Source organism: Candidatus Limnocylindrales bacterium, assembly GCA_035559535.1.
Lineage (GTDB): Bacteria > Moduliflexota > Moduliflexia > Moduliflexales > JAUQPW01 > JAUQPW01.
In genome coordinates this window covers 15,898-34,986 of record DATMBG010000007.1, presented here as the reverse complement: position 1 = coordinate 34,986, position 19,089 = coordinate 15,898, and the positions used below count along the sequence as shown (strand labels likewise).

19 protein-coding genes are annotated in these 19,089 nt (G+C 46.7%); 8 read left to right on the top strand and 11 right to left on the bottom strand.

Annotated elements, in window-relative coordinates; all coding sequences use genetic code 11:
* Window positions 1–88: 88 nt before the first annotated feature.
* From VNM22_01835 to VNM22_01785, 11 genes are all read right to left on the bottom strand, one after another.
* The gene (locus tag VNM22_01835; protein HWP45877.1) at window positions 89–1,735 is read right to left on the bottom strand and encodes a 4Fe-4S dicluster domain-containing protein; all 1,647 of its coding nucleotides are present in this window, start codon (window positions 1,733–1,735) and stop codon (window positions 89–91) included.
* On the bottom strand, window positions 1,732–2,766 hold the full coding sequence (locus VNM22_01830) for a DUF362 domain-containing protein (GenBank protein HWP45876.1): 1,035 nt from the start codon (window positions 2,764–2,766) through the stop codon (window positions 1,732–1,734). Before VNM22_01830 ends, VNM22_01835 begins: the two co-directional genes overlap by 4 nt.
* The gene (locus VNM22_01825) at window positions 2,756–3,847 is read right to left on the bottom strand and encodes a DUF6599 family protein (protein HWP45875.1); all 1,092 of its coding nucleotides are present in this window, start codon (window positions 3,845–3,847) and stop codon (window positions 2,756–2,758) included. The genes VNM22_01830 and VNM22_01825 overlap by 11 nt, the downstream gene beginning before the upstream one ends.
* Before the next feature lie 15 nt (window positions 3,848–3,862).
* Window positions 3,863–4,483, bottom strand: a complete 621-nt coding sequence (locus VNM22_01820) for a hypothetical protein (protein ID HWP45874.1) — start codon at window positions 4,481–4,483, stop codon at window positions 3,863–3,865.
* A gap of 22 nt (window positions 4,484–4,505) precedes the next feature.
* Window positions 4,506–5,426: an MBL fold metallo-hydrolase gene (locus tag VNM22_01815; protein ID HWP45873.1), complete on the bottom strand. Its 921-nt coding sequence runs from the start codon at window positions 5,424–5,426 to the stop codon at window positions 4,506–4,508.
* Between the two features lie 175 nt (window positions 5,427–5,601).
* Window positions 5,602–6,879, bottom strand: a complete 1,278-nt coding sequence (locus VNM22_01810; GenBank protein HWP45872.1) for a glycosyltransferase family 4 protein — start codon at window positions 6,877–6,879, stop codon at window positions 5,602–5,604.
* Between the two features lie 37 nt (window positions 6,880–6,916).
* Window positions 6,917–7,423, bottom strand: a complete 507-nt coding sequence (locus tag VNM22_01805; protein ID HWP45871.1) for a chemotaxis protein CheW — start codon at window positions 7,421–7,423, stop codon at window positions 6,917–6,919.
* Between the two features lie 26 nt (window positions 7,424–7,449).
* A complete protein-coding gene (locus tag VNM22_01800; GenBank protein ID HWP45870.1) occupies window positions 7,450–9,618 on the bottom strand; it encodes a chemotaxis protein CheA in 2,169 nt (722 codons plus the stop codon).
* A gap of 62 nt (window positions 9,619–9,680) precedes the next feature.
* Window positions 9,681–10,091 (bottom strand): response regulator, encoded by a 411-nt coding sequence (locus tag VNM22_01795; protein ID HWP45869.1) that lies wholly within the window; start codon window positions 10,089–10,091, stop codon window positions 9,681–9,683.
* A 58-nt stretch (window positions 10,092–10,149) separates the two neighbouring features.
* Window positions 10,150–11,385, bottom strand: a complete 1,236-nt coding sequence (locus VNM22_01790) for a response regulator (protein ID HWP45868.1) — start codon at window positions 11,383–11,385, stop codon at window positions 10,150–10,152.
* Window positions 11,386–11,398: 13 nt separating this feature from the next.
* Window positions 11,399–11,782: a response regulator gene (locus VNM22_01785; protein HWP45867.1), complete on the bottom strand. Its 384-nt coding sequence runs from the start codon at window positions 11,780–11,782 to the stop codon at window positions 11,399–11,401.
* A gap of 293 nt (window positions 11,783–12,075) precedes the next feature.
* On the opposite strand from VNM22_01785, the gene VNM22_01780 reads away from it, so the two are divergent.
* The 8 genes from VNM22_01780 (at window position 12,076) to VNM22_01745 (ending at window position 19,079) form a co-directional block, all read left to right on the top strand.
* Window positions 12,076–13,515, top strand: a complete 1,440-nt coding sequence (locus VNM22_01780) for a DegQ family serine endoprotease (GenBank protein ID HWP45866.1) — start codon at window positions 12,076–12,078, stop codon at window positions 13,513–13,515.
* A gap of 102 nt (window positions 13,516–13,617) precedes the next feature.
* On the top strand, window positions 13,618–14,448 hold the full coding sequence (gene lgt / locus VNM22_01775; GenBank protein HWP45865.1) for a prolipoprotein diacylglyceryl transferase: 831 nt from the start codon (window positions 13,618–13,620) through the stop codon (window positions 14,446–14,448).
* 377 nt (window positions 14,449–14,825) lie between these two features.
* Complete coding sequence (locus tag VNM22_01770) at window positions 14,826–15,386, top strand: DUF4188 domain-containing protein (GenBank protein ID HWP45864.1); 561 nt, start codon at window positions 14,826–14,828, stop codon at window positions 15,384–15,386.
* Between the two features lie 77 nt (window positions 15,387–15,463).
* Window positions 15,464–16,018, top strand: coding sequence for a hypothetical protein (locus VNM22_01765; GenBank protein HWP45863.1), 555 nt, complete (start codon window positions 15,464–15,466; stop codon window positions 16,016–16,018).
* On the top strand, window positions 15,949–16,689 hold the full coding sequence (locus VNM22_01760; GenBank protein HWP45862.1) for a methyltransferase domain-containing protein: 741 nt from the start codon (window positions 15,949–15,951) through the stop codon (window positions 16,687–16,689). The genes VNM22_01765 and VNM22_01760 overlap by 70 nt, the downstream gene beginning before the upstream one ends.
* Before the next feature lie 123 nt (window positions 16,690–16,812).
* On the top strand, window positions 16,813–17,658 hold the full coding sequence (locus VNM22_01755; protein ID HWP45861.1) for a PhzF family phenazine biosynthesis protein: 846 nt from the start codon (window positions 16,813–16,815) through the stop codon (window positions 17,656–17,658).
* Between the two features lie 271 nt (window positions 17,659–17,929).
* A complete protein-coding gene (locus VNM22_01750) occupies window positions 17,930–18,418 on the top strand; it encodes a pyrimidine dimer DNA glycosylase/endonuclease V (GenBank protein HWP45860.1) in 489 nt (162 codons plus the stop codon).
* 220 nt (window positions 18,419–18,638) lie between these two features.
* On the top strand, window positions 18,639–19,079 hold the full coding sequence (locus VNM22_01745) for a DUF5946 family protein (protein ID HWP45859.1): 441 nt from the start codon (window positions 18,639–18,641) through the stop codon (window positions 19,077–19,079).
* Window positions 19,080–19,089: the final 10 nt, after the last annotated feature.

The window sequence follows — 19,089 nt, the reverse complement described above, 5'->3', positions numbered from 1 at the left end:
GACGCGGAGACATTGAGACATTTCCCCGCGTCTCCGTGTCTCCTAGTCTCCGCGTCTCAATGTCTCCACGTCCCAAAACCTCCGTTCCTCAGTTACTTGTACTACTCCTGAAATGGAGTAAAAGTCTGCGGCTCTTGGATCGACTTTCCCCGATGGCGGTTACATAAACCGCAGGGTCGTCCTGAACTGGGCACTCATGCTGGCAGATACCACAGCCGATGCATAAATCTGGAACGATAAAAGGTTTATTCAGGATGACCCTTTTCCCAAAAACATCTTTGACTTCTTCATCGATGGTCTGTATGGCTTTGGGTGAAACAGGACAAACCTCTTCGCACACCACACAGGGAATCTGGTTCGCCCAGGGGAGACATCGGGTGGTGTTGATAAAAGCAGTTCCCAGGACAATGGGTCCTTTCTGGGTATACTCACCCTTACCCAGTTTTTCAGCGACGGTGATTTTACGAATGGCTCCGGTGGGACAAACTTCGGAACAGAGGGTACAGTTAAGCTGGCAATGACCGATATTGAAATTCATAACGGGGGTCCAGAGCGTTTCAAAACCCCCTTCCTTGAGGGTTGCCGGTTGCAGAACGTTGGTGGGGCACATGTTAATACACTGATCGCACTTGATACATTTTTTTAAAAATTCAGGCTCGGCTACCGAACCGGGCGGTCGAATCATGTGGGGAGAGAAATTCTCATCGGTGGCGGTTCCATTATTTCGAAGTAGAGGAAAAGCCAGCAATCCGGTAATCCCGGCAAAAACGAGGCGACGTCGGGAGATATCCGGGGCTTCAACTACCTGTTTCCTATCCAGTCCCATCATGGTAAATTGGAGTGCATCTTCCGGACAATCGTCGATACAATTCATACAAGAAAAACACTCGCTTTTTCGGACCATACTTTGGGGATCTGCAGCCCCTTCACAGCGGGTCAGGCACAGGTTACAGTCGGTGCATTTTGTGACATCTCGATTGATTCTAAAGAGCGAGTAACGGGCAAGTACCCCCAAAAAAGCTCCCAAAGGACAAACGAATCGGCAGAAAAACCTGGGTTTCCAAAGATTTAAAGCTACAAAAAGGAGAAACCATAAACCAATCCAAAAGGATCCCACAAAAACCCTGTGGGCTACACCCGGAGAGAACTTTAAAGTATCCGACCAGGAGGCTTCGATTCTGACCCTGGCAAAGAGGGGGGTTATAGCGCTTATCAGCATGTTCCAGGCTGAAGATACAAAAGTTGCAAAACCCCGATACATCATGACAATAGGATCTAACAGCCCAATCTGGAGGGCTCCCAATGCCGCCATAATCAAAAAAACCACCAGGATGGCGTATTTAAAATACTGAGCCGGGTGATATCGGTTTTGCTCGATCCGTTTTGAGTTGGGTTGGATATTAAAAAGGTAATTTACAAATTGATGTAAGGTTCCAAACGGACAGATCCAGTTACAGAAAACCCTTCCAAAGAGGAAGGTCAGTACGATAATTCCCAGGGCCCATCCCAGGTACCGGTAGATATATCCGGTAGACAAGGCCGTAGAAACTGCAACCAGGGGATCCATTTCCAAAAGCCTGGAAACAGGATAACCTTCCAGGCGAGAGGTCCAGGTTGCCCAGACTGAAAATAGGAACAATCCGAAGAATACCACCTGGGAAAAAACCCGTACCTGCGTGAGGCGTAAGAATTTTCGTGTTTTTTCTTGAAGGGTAACGGGTCTGGATAGACTCATACAACCTCCTTGATTCTTCCCCGGAAATCTATCTTTCCGCTTCCCTTTTGCTCGGCTTTGTAAAGATACTCCGGGAGTTTTTCCTTTCGTTCCAGAAGATTTTCAAAGGCCCAGGCATCCATGGCGACCGGATCAACCCCGGCCATAATCACATCTGCCGGTTTAACATCTGAGGGATCGCCTCCGGTAGGGCCGTTTTTCATTAGAATGCGAGTTCCATCCAGAATCGTCAAAGTTGGTTTGATCATGATAGACAGATCCGAGACAATTTCATGGATATTCTGATGGAACTGATTCCGGCGACCCCCCAGGAGCCCGTACCAGTTTTTGATTCCCATGGAAGCATAGCAGAGATTATGATCCTTCACCGGAGCCACCCCGATGACTTTATTTACATTCTGAAAGGGTCTTTTGAAAAAAGGCCATCGTTCGATTAACGTGGCACCAGGGGTGTACAAAATTTCGAAGGCATTACTATCCGGAAGATAAACCTTCCCTCCTGCGCGTTCGGTAGCTAAACGAATTCCGCTCTTGGCGAAACAATCTACGGGCGATTCAATGGGATTATCGGCCACCCGCACTTCTCGAGCGCGACCCTCTACCAATAAAAGACGGATCAGCTCTTCAATGATCTCCGGATTAGTGGTGGCTCCTAACATGGGTGGGCGATCAAAGGCGACATTGGGTTTGATGAGAACCACATCTCCGGGTTTTATGTATCGGGTGATTCCACCAATGGCATCCAGGGCTTTTCTCAGTTTAACACCTATACTTCCCTTCCGGCCTATACCGATATCAAAAACCCCGGCTTCCTTGGGGACCCGAAAATCGGGTAATTGAAATGGTTTTTCTTTAGGTTGACTTCGTAAGCCGGTAACGTCTCTTAATGAGAGAGGGTAGTTTTCAGGAGCCAGCATCAAATAGCCTGCTGCCGCGCTCATGGCTGCAACGGCAACCCCCTGTTTGATAAACTCTCGCCGGCTTACAGGTTCTTTTTGATAGTCTGCATGTGGATATTTTTTACTGCCCATGCTGAAACCCCCTTACAAATTTCTCCATGATCGGTTGAATTTGGTTTTTGTCGGCCAGGTTTTCAATCCCGAAGATAAAAGAACCTTGCTGACTTATCACAAAATAGTTTTTCAAATAATTATGTTGCAGTATGACCCCCCATACTGTCTCTTCAACCTTCTCATAGTCGAGGCTCTGTTCATTGAGGATTTCCTCGAACAGCTTTTTGGCTTCCTCCGGGGACCCCGCTTGATGAACAAAAGCTCGGGCAGGATCGTTGGGATTGAATTGGCCAAACCAAAAATCTTTGAGAAAATCAAATTGAAAAACGTTCTTACTTTGAAATGTGATCAGGCTGGAGGGAATCTCCAACCCCCGGCTGAGGATTTGAAACTCCTCTGAAACACTTTCCTCAGGTTCTTCTAATTGGGAAAAGGCTCCAGCCACCTGTTCGGATTTTTTGCGGATCTTTTCACTTTCCCGATCTCCGGCTATTCTAAAAAAGTACCTGCCTTTTCTTCCAATGACTCCGTTGGAGGTTTTGAAAAAGGTCACCGGACCATTCTGTTGAATCTCCTTATCATCGGACCAATGATCCGAAAAAATCCCTATACTTCCTGTGGTACTACCCTGATCAAAAAGCTCAATCGACAATTCACTTCCGTCATCCTTTGATTTTAATACGATATAATACAGCGACTTAAATCCTTGTCGAATGAATTTTTCAGCTTCTCCGTCGATCTTTTCAAAAAGATTGTTCGGATTGAACTGTTTCAAACGAGACGCGAGCTGCCAGTCCTGATCCAGGATGGTCTCGGGAAATATACCCAGGTCGGCGGTGGCAGGTTTGATATCCATCCCCGGCTCCACCCAGGGTTTTAAGGGCGGGGTATACAGTTTTTCTGGATGGGAGCTTTGCAGGAGTTGTTCCGGGGAAAGGGTCCGCTCTTTAGGATCATAGTGGTGTCTCTGGGCAAAGACCCAGAGACTTATACCTATCAGAATACCAAAGAGCCCCAGAGTGACTATATTCTCGCTAAGAGGGATATACTTCCGTAAAAGTTTACGCCTTTTAGCGTTGAAAACACGATCCTGGTTCATAGAGCTCTCGTTTTACTAACTCACATCCAGAACAAAGTTAAATGTAGCCGTCTTGCCTTCGTTGGAATCCTGAACTTTCATGAGTAGCTCAGGTCTAAAGATAAAATCGGTCTGGTTAAGTTGCTCTCCGGGAAAGTAGAGCTGGGTAGTCAGAATCGGTTTATTGGGTGCCTGGACTTTTACATGGATGTGGCGCGTCCTTCCTGGATATAGCCCGGGAACAATGGTTTCCAGATGATAGCGTCCGGCTTCATCAGAGAACTGGTGGCCTCGCAATTTGTAGCCCACATTATCGTAGACGCCTTTGGCGTCTGCATGCCAAAAGTCTAAAAGGGCTCCCGTAATCGGCTTACAATCTGTCGAAAGAACGTATCCTGTAACGATGAGTTTAGTCCCTGTAATACCCGGTTCCAGTAACGAAGTCCGCCTGGGAGATTTAGGTTTGAAAAAAGGACCTTCTGCGTTGGATGGAGTGAGGTCCTCCTCATCCCCACAAGCCGGAGTTGGCGGTAATTCTTGTGTCTGGGCAATAACCTCTAACCCATCGTGTAGTACCATTGCGCCTATAGCCGGTATTGTAAAACAAGCTTGCAAAAATTCACGACGGGTCTGGTTAAAGGGTTTAGAGTTTTTCATAGATTTTAATCCTCCTCTCGGTTTATTTTTCATTGGCCAATTCGGCAGCAATGGGGTCGGCTCCCCATACAATGAGGTAGGTTAGCGGAGCATTGGGTAAAAAGGCTTCCATCCTGGCCTGGAGCTCCTTCTTAGCTTCCTCGGTCAGGGTGGGTTGTCCTTTTGCCAACGATTTAACGGCTTCTCTATAAGCCTGAATATAGGTCTTCTCCCAATCCAGCATTTCCAGGGAACCTGGTTCGCCATGACCCGGGTAAATTGTCTTCATATCTTTAAGCTCGGTTTTTAACCGATCCAGATTCTTCAACCATTGGCTACTATGCCCGTCGGCCATATAGGCATGGGCTCTATTAATGACCTCGTCCCCGATAAAAGCAACTTTTTCATCTCCTTCCAGGACCCAGTAAGAATCGCTATGGGATTCCCCAGGACCCAGATCGTGAACCGTTAACGTAACTCCATCCAGGGTAATAGATTCTCCGTCCCGAAGGGTTTTTGTCGGAAAGATTCTCTTTTGTGGCCACTCCTCTCCGAACCTCTTACGACCACTTTCTTCTCTTTCTGGCGTGTAGGTTGTTCTCATAACTTTATCCACACCTTCCGTAGCTATGACCGGTACGTTATCCGATCCCAGTACTTCGGATAAGCCATTGGTATGATCGGGATGACCGTGGGTCAGAAGGATGGCTAAAAGGGGTTTTTTCAGAGCCTCTATTTCTGCCCGGATGGCTTTACCTTCTGAAATCGTCAAAGACGTATCGATGACGATAACTCCATTTCCGGTCTCTATCTGATAAGAATTTACCCAGGCGGCTTTCGGATCAGATGCATGACGATGAATGACAGGTTTAAAGGCCGGTTGAGCTACCTGACTAAGAGAAACTACCATGACGAGGGTTATCACCAACCTAAGAGATCCCTTCAAGACTGATTCTTTGCTCATCGTCTTTTCCTCCTGAGTCTCTATTAAAAGACTCTGCTCTGTGCCAAAACCTGAAGGTTCAAAACGATTTCGAACCGATCAAGCTTCGCATCTCGAGATAATTTCCCAGGATTTTTACAAGATTTTATCCATCCTGGAGATCTTAAATATAAAGGTAGCTTTTATTACGTGAATTTCAACGAAAAGAATTTAGAAGTGTCAGATAAAGTTCTTCTTGCTGTCGAACCATATCATCGATATCAAATTCATCTACCAGGCGGGTTCCTTCCTGGCCCATCTTTCTGGCAAGGTCAGGATGTCGGAGGAGATAAATAACTTTTTCGGCCAATCCTTTGATATCCCTTGGTGGAAGGAGATAACCGTTCAGACCCTCTCTAACGGCCTCCGGAGCTCCGTCTACACAAGTTGCCACAATGGGAACACCGGCGGCCATGGCTTGAGGAAATACCCGGGGGAGTCCTTCCCATAAAGAGGTTAGAACCAGGATATTCAGCAGGTGTAAAATTTCCGGGACATCTCTCCGCCAGCCAACCAGGTGAACAACTTGAGCCAAATGAAGAGCCTGAATGCGGGCCTCAATCTGAGGGCGAAGTTCACCATCACCAACCATCAGAAAGTGAGCTTCAGGTATTTGTTGATGAACCAAATAAGCCATCTCGATGAAATCTAAAGGAGCTTTTTGGGGTTTAAAGCAGGCGATCATTCCCACCAGAGGAACATCGGGAGGAAGACCGAGTTCTTTTAATTTGACCGGGCGGTCTAACACAACATCTCGAAAGGAAGCGATTTCGATCCCACTTCGGATTAAGGAGACTTGAGAGGAATGAAATAAATTTAACCCGATTCCCTTTTCTATATTGGCCCGGGAAACCGCGATAAACCGGGTTGTAATCGGAGAAGTGATCCGTTCCAGGAAGATAAAAAATTTTTGTTGAAGGAAATTTTGATGATCATGGAACCCGAAGCCATGGATGGAGTGAATAATAAAGGGAACTCCGGCCAGCTTTGCAGCCCATCTTCCTACAATTCCGGCTTTGGAACTATGGGTATGAACAATAACCGGTTTTTCTTTGATCAGGATCCGCCGGATCTCTAATAAAGCTTTAAAATCCTGTACCGGATTTACTTCCCGGATCAGCGAGGGAAGATAATAGCGGGTAACCCCCTGGAGCCGATTGGCATCTTCTATTAAGACCCCTTCCCGGCCGGTTATAAGGATGGGTTGAAACCGAGCACGGTTCAGGTGGGCAAGGGTATAGAGGGTATTTTGTTGAGCCCCCCCCAGCTCCAGTTTAGTAATGATATGGGCAATTTTGTAATTCAAGTTTGGGCGTGTGGGAAGTATGGGGGTATGGGAGTATGGGAGGTATGGGAGTATGGGAGTATGGAGGAGTAGAGGGTATAAGGGTAGGGAAGTATATTCCTTTATACTTCCACCCTCCCACACTTCCATACTTCCATACCCCCATACCTCCCATACTCCCACGATTTTACTTCGTATCGGCCAGAAGCATCCGCTCTACGTCCAGGAGCATGATCAGGCGACCGGCCCGTTTTCCCACGCCCCAGATATACTCGGAGTCGATTCCCATCACCTTACCGGGAGCCGGCTGGATTTCACTTTTTTTAACCCGTAGGACTTCGGTTACCTGATCGACTAAAAAGCCTACGATAAGAGTGTTTGCACCTGATGTTCCGGCCAGCTTCACCACAATAATTCGGGTAGATTTTCCCATCTCGGTCTTGCCAAGATCAAACCGTTTTTTGAGATCTAAAATAGGGATAATGTCTCCCCTCAGATCGATGACTCCCTCTACAAAAAAGGGAGCCTGGGGGACCGGCGTCATATTTTCCACAGGTTTAATAATCTCGCGGACATGGAAAATATCGATCCCGTATTCGCTATCGGCCAGCTTAAAACAAACTTGCTGTAACTGTTCATCCTCACCTGAGGGTAATTCTTTTGTATTTAATGCGGGAACAGTAAGGTTATCCATGGTATTTAAATTTTTAGCTTAAGTTTCTATCGAAATCTTGCATTTAAAGATTCGATCAATCCGGCAACATCCAAAATGAGAACGACCCGACCATCTCCTAGTGTTGTAGCACCTGCAAACCCCGGGGTATCTGCCAGGTACCGTCCCAGGGGTTTAATGACAATTTCTTGTTGATCTAAGAGTTCATCTACAATGACCCCGATTTTTCTTTCTGCCAGGCCCACAACGACCACATAAAAACTGTTTTTATTCCTCTGGGAATTAGGCAGGTTAAAGGCGTCGGTCAGACGCATGAGGGGGAGGATCATATCCCGAAGTTGGGTAACTTCCTGTTTATCGATCAACTCTATTTTATCGCGGGTCATCTTAAAGCTTTCGAGTACGGAAGTTAAGGGGATGGCATAAGTCTGATCAGCCACCTTCACCAACAGTACCTGGATGATGGCCAGGGTCAGGGGAAGTTTGATGATAAACTTGGTTCCGAGACCCGGCGTGGTTTCAAAATCAATGGTTCCCTTGAGTTTAGAAAGGGTACTTTTAACCGCATCCATTCCAACACCTCGCCCCGATATATCTGTAATGGTTTGAGCCGTAGAGATCCCTGTACTCATCATAACACTTAGAATTTCACTTTTACTGAGATGGGCTCCTTTTTCGATAAGCCCTCGTTCTATAGCCCTTTGGGTCAGTTTATCTACATCGATACCGCCCCCATCATCTTCGACCTCGATAACGATATGATTTCCTTCTTGATAAGCGTTGAGAATAAGGGTTCCTTCGATGGGTTTATTCCGTTCCAGGCGGAGGGGAATAGGTTCAATCCCGTGATCCACAGCATTTCGGATCATATGAACCAGAACTTCTCCCATTTCATCGATAACAGCCTTATCCAGTTCTGTATCTTCTCCTTTGAGAATGAGTCTGACTTTTTTATCCCCTGTTCGGGTTAAGTCCCGTACAATTCGAGGAAATCGACTAAACAACTGACCAATAGGAACCATACGAACCTGCAAGATCCCCTCCCGCAAATCTTCCAATTTTTTAGAAGTAAATTTGTTATTCTTTTTGAATTCATCCCATAATGCACGTAATTTAGGATCGGGTTCAATTTGTGCTTCTATTTGCTGATAGCGCGCTTTAGCTAAAACCAACTCTCCCACGATATTCATAAGATTATCCAGCTTTTTAATGTCGACCCGTACCGTATTTCCCAATGCCTCTAAAGACTCTTTTTCTCCTCCTCCCACTACTGACTTGGGTTGCTCCTGAAGGGGAATTTGTTTTTCCACCTTTTCAGGTAATGGCTTCCTCTGCTCCTCAACAGCTTTAGCATGGGCAGTCTCGATAGATACAGAAGTTTCCAGAGGTATCGATCTGGGTTCCTGGACGGGTATAGAGGGTGCCGAGACGGGGGATTGGCTTATCGCTCCAGTTTTATCTTCGGGTAAAAGCGATTGAACGATGTAATCGGTAGACTGAAGTTCTGTAACATTCCTTAAATTCTCCATAACCTCTGAAAGGTTCCATTTACAGGCGAATATTACTTTAAGCTGAAGATCAAAGGTACTCGAAGATTTTGAAATAGGAAGTTTGGCAATGACCTCTCCCCATCCATTTATCTTTTCAAGGATTTGGCTCATGGTCCGTTCCAGATCTGTTATTTTAAGATTTAACAGTAGTTCATAAATAGGTATACCCTTCTGGATGTTCTCTAAGAGACGCGCTTCTTCGTATTCCGTTAAGACCCGGCTTATTTCTTTGGGAATATGATAAAGATCGAGGGGAGATTTCTTCTCTGTTGGAGTTACCTCCCCTTCCATCAGACGGTCTATTTGGGTCAGAAGATCAGACAGATTTACCTTCTGATCAACTCCTGTCGAAACCTCTTTCAACAGGATTTTTACCATATCCACCCCTTTAAACAACAAGTCTACGAAGGTATCGGTTAGTCGAATTTTATTCTTCCTTAGGAGGTCTAAAAGGAACTCCATTTTGTGGGTCAGTTCCTTAATTTTATCGGCACTGGCGAGACCGGAGTTTCCCTTAAGGGTATGGAGGGAACGAAAAATTTGATTGACCAGCTCCGGGTCAGGATTTTCCCGGTTAATCTGTTGTTCCAGTTTCAACAGATTTTGATCCAGGGATTCTAAAATCTCTGTAGATTCTTCTATAAAAACTTCTATAAGCTCGTCCATATACTGAGGGTTAACAACCGGATACGGTTAGCTGATTCTTTTACTTTTTTTCTTCTTCTCCTTCACCTTCGATCCCCCTCTCCCAAGTTGGGGGGGTGGGGGATAGGGTGGGCGAGGACCCTTTTGACCGTTTCTACAATCTGATCGGGTTGAACCGGTTTCATGAGGTAAGCCTGGGCCCCCAGGCTAAGCCCTTTCTTTTTATCTTCTTCACTATCCTCCGTTGAAATAATAATAATGGGGATATTTTTGTATAGCTGGCTATTCCTACAATATTGAATAAATTCCAGGCCGTTGATATGGGGCATATTGATATCTAAAAGGATCAGATCAAAATGTTTCGTGGGAAGTTTTTGTAGCGCTTCAAAACCATCTTTGGCTTCCTCAGAGTGTAGGTTAAGGCTTTTAATTGCAGTTGAGAGGATACGACGGGTTGTAAAGGAATCATCTATAATAAGAACATTCTTTTGCATGGAAATTCATCCCTAACTTCTTTGACCCGGTTTATCAGACCTTGGTTTAAGAACGATTCTATGTAGTTGCCAATCGTTGATTTCGTCGCTCCACCGCGGCTTTTCGTATAATGGTTGCTGCTTGAGCTGCCAGGAGACGACCCTGATGAGATTGATCCGAATCGGGATCCAGAATTACGATATAATCCGATTTACCCCATTTACGCAACAGAAGATAGCCTTCCTGGAGGAAGAAGAAAACATCTTTAAGCTTACTGACAAAATTTTGGGCTTTGGATTCTACAAAGGTGAGGAGCTCTTTTTCGCTTTTAAAGGGATTGAATGGCTGAGTTTTGGGAGATTTGTTTTTTTTCTGACCCCGCAGGAGTATAGAAGCCTTATCTTTGATCCGAATATAGAAAATTTGGAAGGCCGTGGAATTTTCCAACAACTGGCTGAGTTCTTCTTCCAGTCTGGCTTTAAATTTCGGGTAGGGTTCTATAACGGGAGTTGAAGACGAGCCGAGAGATTTTGTGGCACCCTGGATTTCGCGGGTATCTATGGCGCATAACAGAACAACCAGGTTCATAGGTTTTCCTTTTGGCATTCTTTCGGGATCGGCCCTCCCAAAGGAAAAAATCCCCTCTGTCCAGTTTACCAGCATATGGAAAGCCTCCTCACCTTCCAGCCTTACCTTAACCCCTTTAGACGTATCGACCAGGGCAATATACTCGATGTTTCCATAACGCATATGCATGGAGGCACTCTGTCTGCGTTTAGGATTGGTCAGGGTAATGTAACCAGAAGCATCTTCCAGATGGAGCATCTGTAAGAGAGAGGGTAAGTACTCATTGGATAAATCTGCAATAAGACCAGTTCCCTTCTTTAAACTACGGGTGCTGATATTAAGGAGTCTATCCAGCTTTTTACGCAGGTTATCTAAAAAGATAGGGAGGGACTCTGCACTGGAGGGTTTTACAATATAATCCAGAGCTCCGGCGTCTAAAGCTTCGCTGGCGATGTCCTGTTCTCCAATCCCGGTCAGGAAAACAATGGGAATATCGGCAATGGCCGGGTTGGAATGCGACTTTATTTTATTGGTTGCTTCAATACCGCTCATGCCAGGTGTCATGATCACATCCATAAAAATGAGATCGGGAAGGAGAACAGGTTCTTCCTTTGCACGCATTTCCAGGAGTTCGATAGCTTTCTCTGCAGATTCTACCGGAATCGCTGTATGATCTGCCAGCTCGATCATCTGAGACAGATAATGCCGTACGGTTTTACTATCATCGACAATCATGACTCTGGCCATTTCGGAACCCCTCCTAAGAGAGAATGGATTTAATTTTATTAATCAACTGGGTGGTACAGAGTTTAAGATCCTGGTCTTTTTTTACATAGCCCCGGGCTCCAGCCAACTCTGCAGCCTTTTTGATTTCTTCCTCTGGTCTGGCAGAAAAAATAACGATGGGGATTTTAGCGGTTTCATCCATTCCCTTTAACATGACTCCCAGATCTTCTCCCTCTAAGGCCGGTAAGTTTAAATCTAAAATGATCAAGTCCGGTTTTTCATTCATCTGGAGGATTTCTAAATGACCAGATTCTGCATCTTCGACACAAACCACATCAAATCCACTCTTTTTTAAGGCATTGGTCAGAACCGCCCTTACATAGCGACTATCTTCAACAATTAAAATCTTTTTTGGCATGGCCCTTTCCTCTTTTATTTTTCGTTTGACAATACGAAACTAACGTGCTACTCCATAAAAATATCAATAGATATCTCTCAACGGAGAGTTTATCGTCTAAGCCTATATGGCCTGATAGATTCTGGATTCTATTGACGGCAAACCAGTAGGCATATCATAAGAAGTTGTGAGTTATAAGTCAAGCTTTTTTGTTAAAGCTAGATGAACACAAGGTGAGTAAGGGTTTTATGCTTTATCCGGGAAATTTATTCAGAGACCCACCGTTTACCTTAAAAAAATGGAGAGCATCAAGAATGGTTACTATTCTAATTATTTTTATGCTTTCTACCTTTTATCTTCCCCTTGTAGGAGAAGAAAATCAAGCAGTAAAGGGGTCTTATCCTGTTACCAGGATATCCCTTGCGGCAGATGCCCCAATGGCCTCTAATCCGCCCCCTGCTTCGGACGCTCAGGTTTCTCAACTAGAGGCCTTTCAAAATGCCTTTGTCAGTGTAGCCGAGAAGGTCAAACCTGTTGTAGTCAGCATTCAATTAAAGGGAAGTTTTAAACATCCTTCCATTCGGAGTAAGGGCTTCCCCTTTGAAGACTTTCCCATGCGCAGCTCCGGTTCAGGAATTTTGGTAGATGAGAGGGGTTACATTTTAACCAATAACCATGTTATTGAAAATGGTGGAGATATTGTAGTTACGCTTTCTGATGGGCGCAAGTTTACGGCCAGGTTGATCGGACAGGATACTAAAACCGATTTAGCAGTTATTAAAATAGATGCCAATACCCCCTTACCAACGGCAGTCCTGGGGGATTCCAGTAAAGTTCGAATTGGGGAGTGGGCTATCGCCATCGGTAATCCCTTCTCTTTAGATAAAACCGTTACCGTAGGGGTAATCAGTGGTTTAGGTCGCTCGAATATAGGAATTGCAGATTATGAGGACTTTATTCAAACCGATGCCTCTATCAATCCTGGGAACAGTGGGGGTCCTCTTCTAAACCTGAAGGGAGAGGTGGTGGGAATTAATACGGCTATTATTGGACAGGGACGCGGGATTGGTTTTGCCGTTCCCATTAATATGGCCAAGAAAGTCATGACTCAGCTCATCAGCCAGGGTAAAGTCGTTCGAGGTTACCTGGGTATCATGATAGAGCCGATTACCTCGGAAATCGTAGAAAAACACAAGCTGAAAACCGAAGAAGGAGTCCTGGTCAGTAAAGTTGTCGAAAATAGCCCGGCCGAAAAAGGCGGTCTCAAGACCGGTGATATTATCCTTGAATTTAAAGGAAGCAAAGTCAAAGACGTTAAAGAACTTCAACGGGTTACTGCTGAAACCACTCCAGGAGAAAAGGTAGATGTTAAGATTCTCCGTGATGATAAGGAAGAGGTTCTGAAGATCGAGGTAGCCGAATTACCCGAGGAAAAGATCATGGCTTCCACCAAGGAAAACCCTGAATTTCAACGTTACGGAATCAGTGTTCAAGATTTAACCCCGGAACTCGCCGAGAAGTTTGGTCTGGAAGAAACAGAAGGTGTTTTAGTAACCGATGTAGATTCCAATAGTCCCGCCAATGATACAAATATCCGACGGGGAGATGTCATCCTGGAAATTAATAAAAAGAAGATCAAAACCGTTCGAGATTTTGAAAAATCCATGGACAAAATCAAAAAAGGTGAGGATGTTTTGCTCCTCATCGCAAGAGGGAAACGTACTTTGTACGTTGTGCTAAATACCAAATCATAAGATAAAGAGTAGGGAAGTATGGGGGTACAAGGATATGAAGAACCTCCCATACCCCCATACCCCCATACCCCCATACCCCCATACTTCCATACTTCTTTCTAAGTGCATCCAATACTCTTCAAATTCGGTCCGCTGGAAATCCGATATTATGGCCTCATGTATGCCATTGCCATACTTATCGGGTTGTATTTAATCAAACGCGAGGTTCTTCGTAAAAATATCCCACTCAATGAAGATCAGATTACCAATTTTGTTCTGCTAACGGTATTAGGTGGCATTATCGGTGCAAGAATTTACTATGTTATTTTTAGTTGGGATTACTATTCCCAAAATCCTTTGGAAATTCCGGCTATCTGGCATGGCGGTCTGGCTATCCATGGAGGTATTATCGGAGGTGTCCTGGTCGGATACTGGTTTACCCGGCGATATCATATTTCCTTCTGGCGCATGGCCGATGCTGTAGCTCCGAGCATCATCCTGGGACAGGCCTTAGGGCGATTTGGGAACTTTATGAATGGAGATGCCCATGGAATTCCCACAACAATGCCCTGGGGCATCGTATTTCCGCCCACAAGTATAGCCGGTAGAGAATTCCCTGGTCAACCCCTCCATCCCACCATGCTTTATGAAATGGTTATCAATTTTGGGATCTTCCTCTTACTCTGGAAACTCCGCACCCGTCCTCACAAAGATGGCTTTATTTTTTGCCTTTACCTGATCGGCTATTCCATCGGTCGCTTTATTGTCAGCTTCTTTCGTGCCGATGACCTCTACCTGGGTCCCTTAAAAATGCCACACGTAGTCAGTGTTATAACCATTCTCGTGTTTGGTTATTTGATTTTCAAATGGCGCTTATGGGAGGTATCTTCCGAAGAACAGGCCTCCTCCACAGCCAAAACCAGATTGATTAATCCAAGCAAAGGAGGGAAATAGAACAGAGGCAAGGAGGCAAGACCTCTTCCTTCTGACCATCAATCCCGGCAATTCGGTGTTTGATCTGACGTGTGTACAGAAAGGGACCAGGATGTTAGCCCCTACCCAACCCCTTTCAGGTAACTCTCTTAACTCTCTGCCCTTACCTCCCCGGCTCCTCTCCCACGCTGTGGGAGAAGGGAGCCGACAAATCTCCAAATCAACTTCCCAGATACCTCCCTCTCCCGAAGCTTCGGGAGAAGGGGATGGGAGCATACGCGTCAGGTTAAGCAGGGAAGAACACCCCCCTGGAGGGAGGCCAGGGGGGTGTTCAGACAGAAAAAGTGATGCCTACTAAATTGTTACAATTACCTGATCAACCAACAAGGAGGATATCTATGAGCCCGAGTGATATGAAAAAGCAAGTCAATCGCCGCACGATAGACCTTTCCGGTTACCCTGATCTTGTGGTGATCTATTTAGGAATGCGGGTGAATCAGTTCAGAGGGTTGAGGACATTATTGAGTTTCGGGGCGAAGATCCGAAAGGCTGTTGATGCGCAACCGGATGGATTGCTTTTGCACGAGAATCTCATCTTCTCACTCTTTCCGCTCCACATGGGGATGCGGCAATACTGGCGCAATTTTGAATCACTCGAAAGATGGGCACGGTCGCTTCCTCATCAAGCGTGGTGGCAGGAATTCTTACGTGATTCAGGAGGTACCGGATTCTGGCACGAGACGTACTTTATGCGAGGAGGCATGGAGGCTATTTACGATGATATGGTCGCTCCGGTCGGCTTTATGTGCTTTGCTCCGCTGCAACCAGCTCGCGGTGGGATGTTCACAGCACGGAGTCGCTTGAAGTTGGGCGGACGTGCAGAAGTTGGAGTGCCTGTCACGGAAGAGGAACTTTATAAGGAGAGCAAACCGTTATGGGATCAAATTCGGGAAAAATAAAGGACCTGGAGGTTATATAGGAGTGCAAGTATTGTGTGGGGTTAAGGTCTCACATCGAACATTCAAAGAGGTTCAAAATGCAATCCAACCTAAAGCAAGGTGGTACGGGCCACATCTATCGTGTAGACAAATTCGTTGTACCAAATTCAGCACGAGATGAGTTCATGGCTCGGGTCAAAGCAACCCATGAGGTCTTAAGAAAGCAAAGGGGTTTTGTGCAAGACATTTTGCTCGAACAATTTGCCGGGCCCGGAGAATTCAACTTTGTCACCATTGTTGAATGGGAGAGTCTGGCGCATGTCGTGGTGAATGAATTAAGCAAGCTCGAAGGAGGCTGTTTGGGAATGACTGAAGGGGTCGATGACCATCGACCCGTACTCTCGAAAGTTAGCCGGAATCTTCCTTTTTCTTGTACCACAACCGCAGCAGCTTACCGGATGGGTTGCTTTGGAATAATCATCTTGAGGCAAGTATGTGGACGCCCGACGAGAATTACATCGCCAAACACTACGATACCGCAGTATTTCAGTTCGAGCTGGAACGGCTGGAAAAACATTGCCCGGTGGAGTATGCCACCACGTGCCGCTATCTCGAAAAGTATGTTCCGCCCGGTGCTTTTGTGGCAGATGTAGGGGTTGGTGTAGGGCATTATGCCGCGTTCCTGGCTCAGAGGGGCTGTACCATTTACTTAATCGATATCAGCGTTCAATTGCTTAACGCAGCACGGCAGCGATTGGAAAGCGCAGGTCTCGGGAATCTTATCAAAGGGATCCACAAAGCATCTGCCAAGGACTTACATTGCCTTAGCAATGGGAGCCTGGATGTGATCCTCATGCTTGGACCACTCTATCATCTTCGAGAACTGCGTGAACGACAACAGGCAGTCAGAGAAGCCCAGCGGGTGCTCAAACCAAATGGTGTTTTGTTTGCCGCAGGGATCAATCGGCTGGCGTACCTGCGCGATCTATTTCGGGAGAACCCAAAGGAAGTGCTTGGACGGAAGAGGTTTCATGAGGATTTTTTGAGAGAGGGTAAGCTTGATCCTCACCATGCGCCTCCCATTGGCTATGCCCATCTCACGACGGTGGCAGAGTTCCGAGAACTTCTCACAGAGTATTTTGAGGAACTGGCTTTAATTGGGACAGAATCGTTCACGACCGCTTGGCAATCGAAGCTCCATGAGCTTTCCCCAGATGAACGCGACGCATGGCTCGATCTGGTTGAACAAACAGGCAGAACATCTGAAGGTCTCGGACAGAGCGACCATTTTTTGTTCGTTGGAAAGAAAAGAAGTGAAATATGAGTTATCTTACTTCAGACATCTACCGTCCCAAACCGGAATACCTACAAGATTTTCTGGAAGCAATCCGAAGAAAGGATATTCACAATCCAAAGGGAGGATGATTACCTACGGAGGCTATTTAAGATGAATCGCCGTTTTCAACTGATTGACGTATTTCATGGTCAACAACCATTTTCTGGAAACCCTTTAGCAGTGGTTTTGGACGCAGAGGGCTTGACGACAGAGGAAATGCAGCGCATCACACGTTGGCTCAACCTTTCTGAGACCGTGTTCCTTCTATCCCCAACATCCACCGGGGCAGATTATCGCGTCCGCATTTTCACGTTGGAGCGGGAAATGCCCTTTGCGGGTCACCCCACACTCGGTAGTTGCCATGCATGGCTCACCTCTGGTGGCAGGCCACATCACAACACAGAAATCGTTCAAGAGTGTGGTATCGGTCTGGTATCAATCCGCCGCAATGACACAGGCCTGGCGTTTGCTGCACCACCGCTTATTCGTAGCGGTCCGGTAGATGAATCCAAAATTCAGGAGGTTGCGAATTTCCTTCGCATTGATCGCTCAAAAATCATGGATGCGCAGTGGGCGGATAACGGACCTGGCTGGATCGCCGTTCTCCTTGAATCGGCGGATGCAGTGCTGGCTCTTAATCCACCGAAGGATTACCCCACACGGATTGATGTCGGCGTCGTTGGACCCTATCCGCCGGGCAGTTCGATTGCTTTTGAGGTTCGCGCATTCTTTAGCGACCACAAGGGTGGCGTGGTTGAAGATCCCGTAACAGGCAGCTTGAACGCCTCGGTGGCACAATGGCTTTTGTCCAGCGGTCGTGCCGTTGCACCTTATACCGCTTCCCAGGGAACACGTCTTGGGCGTGCTGGCTATATCTATATCAACCAGGATCCGGCAGGCACCGTGTGGGTTGGTGGAAAAACAAACACGCTTTTTTCGGGCTCAGGCTTATTCTAAAGTTGTTCAGATATCAGATAGAAGTAAAAAGAAAATTATACCATTTCTACGTCGAAACGCCACCTAAGCCGTAGGGGTAGCCCCATAGTAACTCGTTAGGGTCTCCCACCCTCGGCGACCCAAAGCGCACCTGTATGTGACTGTAGTACACTGTTACCTTAATTTTGACCTCCTAGGGTTACTTTCACTCCCCAATTCCTCCGGTTCCAGCGGACGGACCGCTGTATGGCCCACCGCTGAATCGGGGCGTTATAAAGCTTGAGTGACATCTATGCGCATCTGGAGTCTGCATCCGAAGTATCTTGACGCCCGTGGCCTTGTTGCGCTGTGGCGAGAAGGACTTCTCGCCCAAGCAGTGCTAAAGGGAACGACCAGCGGCTATTTGCATCATCCGCAACTGCATCGATTTCAGGATACAGCGTTTCCGGTTGGTTTCATCGCAAAGTATTTGCGGGTCGTTTATGAGGAAGCGACGCGCCGCGGTTACCGGTTTGACGCCGAAAAGATCAGTCGTGCGCGAGCGCCTGGGCGACTCACCGTGACGGAAGGTCAGCTTAAGTTCGAGTGGTTTCACCTCCTGAAAAAACTGGAAGCGCGAGACCCACAATGGCACGCCACGCTTGAACCGGTCAAATTTCCCTGCCCACATCCCCTATTTCGGGTAATACCAGGCGGTGTTGCTCCGTGGGAAAAAGGTATCTTGCTGCCTAACAAACTATTGCAGCAGACGCGCCGCAAGCAGCACACTTCTGAGCAGTGATGTTAGGTTATATCAAGGAAACGGGATAGGTAGATAGCTGAAGATAATCCTACTCGTTTCTGTCGGGCTTTCGGTTTGCATCACTGGCATTGTCAGGCGAGGACGCTTAACCTATTCTATGGGATAACCCGTTGGCAGGTAGGTTAAGCGTCCTCGCCTGACGTTCCGGTACCGTAGAACTTCGATCAAACTAAGGGAACAGAGTATTATGGAAGGAATAATGAAGATAGATCTCTCAGATGACCGGTCATCAGAACTGGAAGCCTATCACGAACTCCAGTGCTACACGCTTGCTCACGGCGATCCAGCATTTATCCATCAACACGTGGTGGATGCCTGGACGGCGCAGCAGGCGAATGAACAGACCAAGCCAATCGCCCTGACCTTTGCGCTTGTGGGGCTTTATCTTCACATCGAGAAGGGATTTTCGGGGCGGCAGGTGCAGCGTGTACATATGGCTCTTGCCCGAAGCAAGAGGAACTGGCCCTCGTTTGCCTTGCCACGCGAACGAGGCTCAATTACCGTAAGGCAGGTGATGGCTACCCCCGCTGGCCCTGGGCGGGATAAGGCTATCGAGGCATGGTGCGTCTCGGTTTGGGATGCATTTCGAGGCAGCCATGAAGAAGTAGTCGATCTACTAAGGCAGTATGGGATCGTGTAATACCAAATCA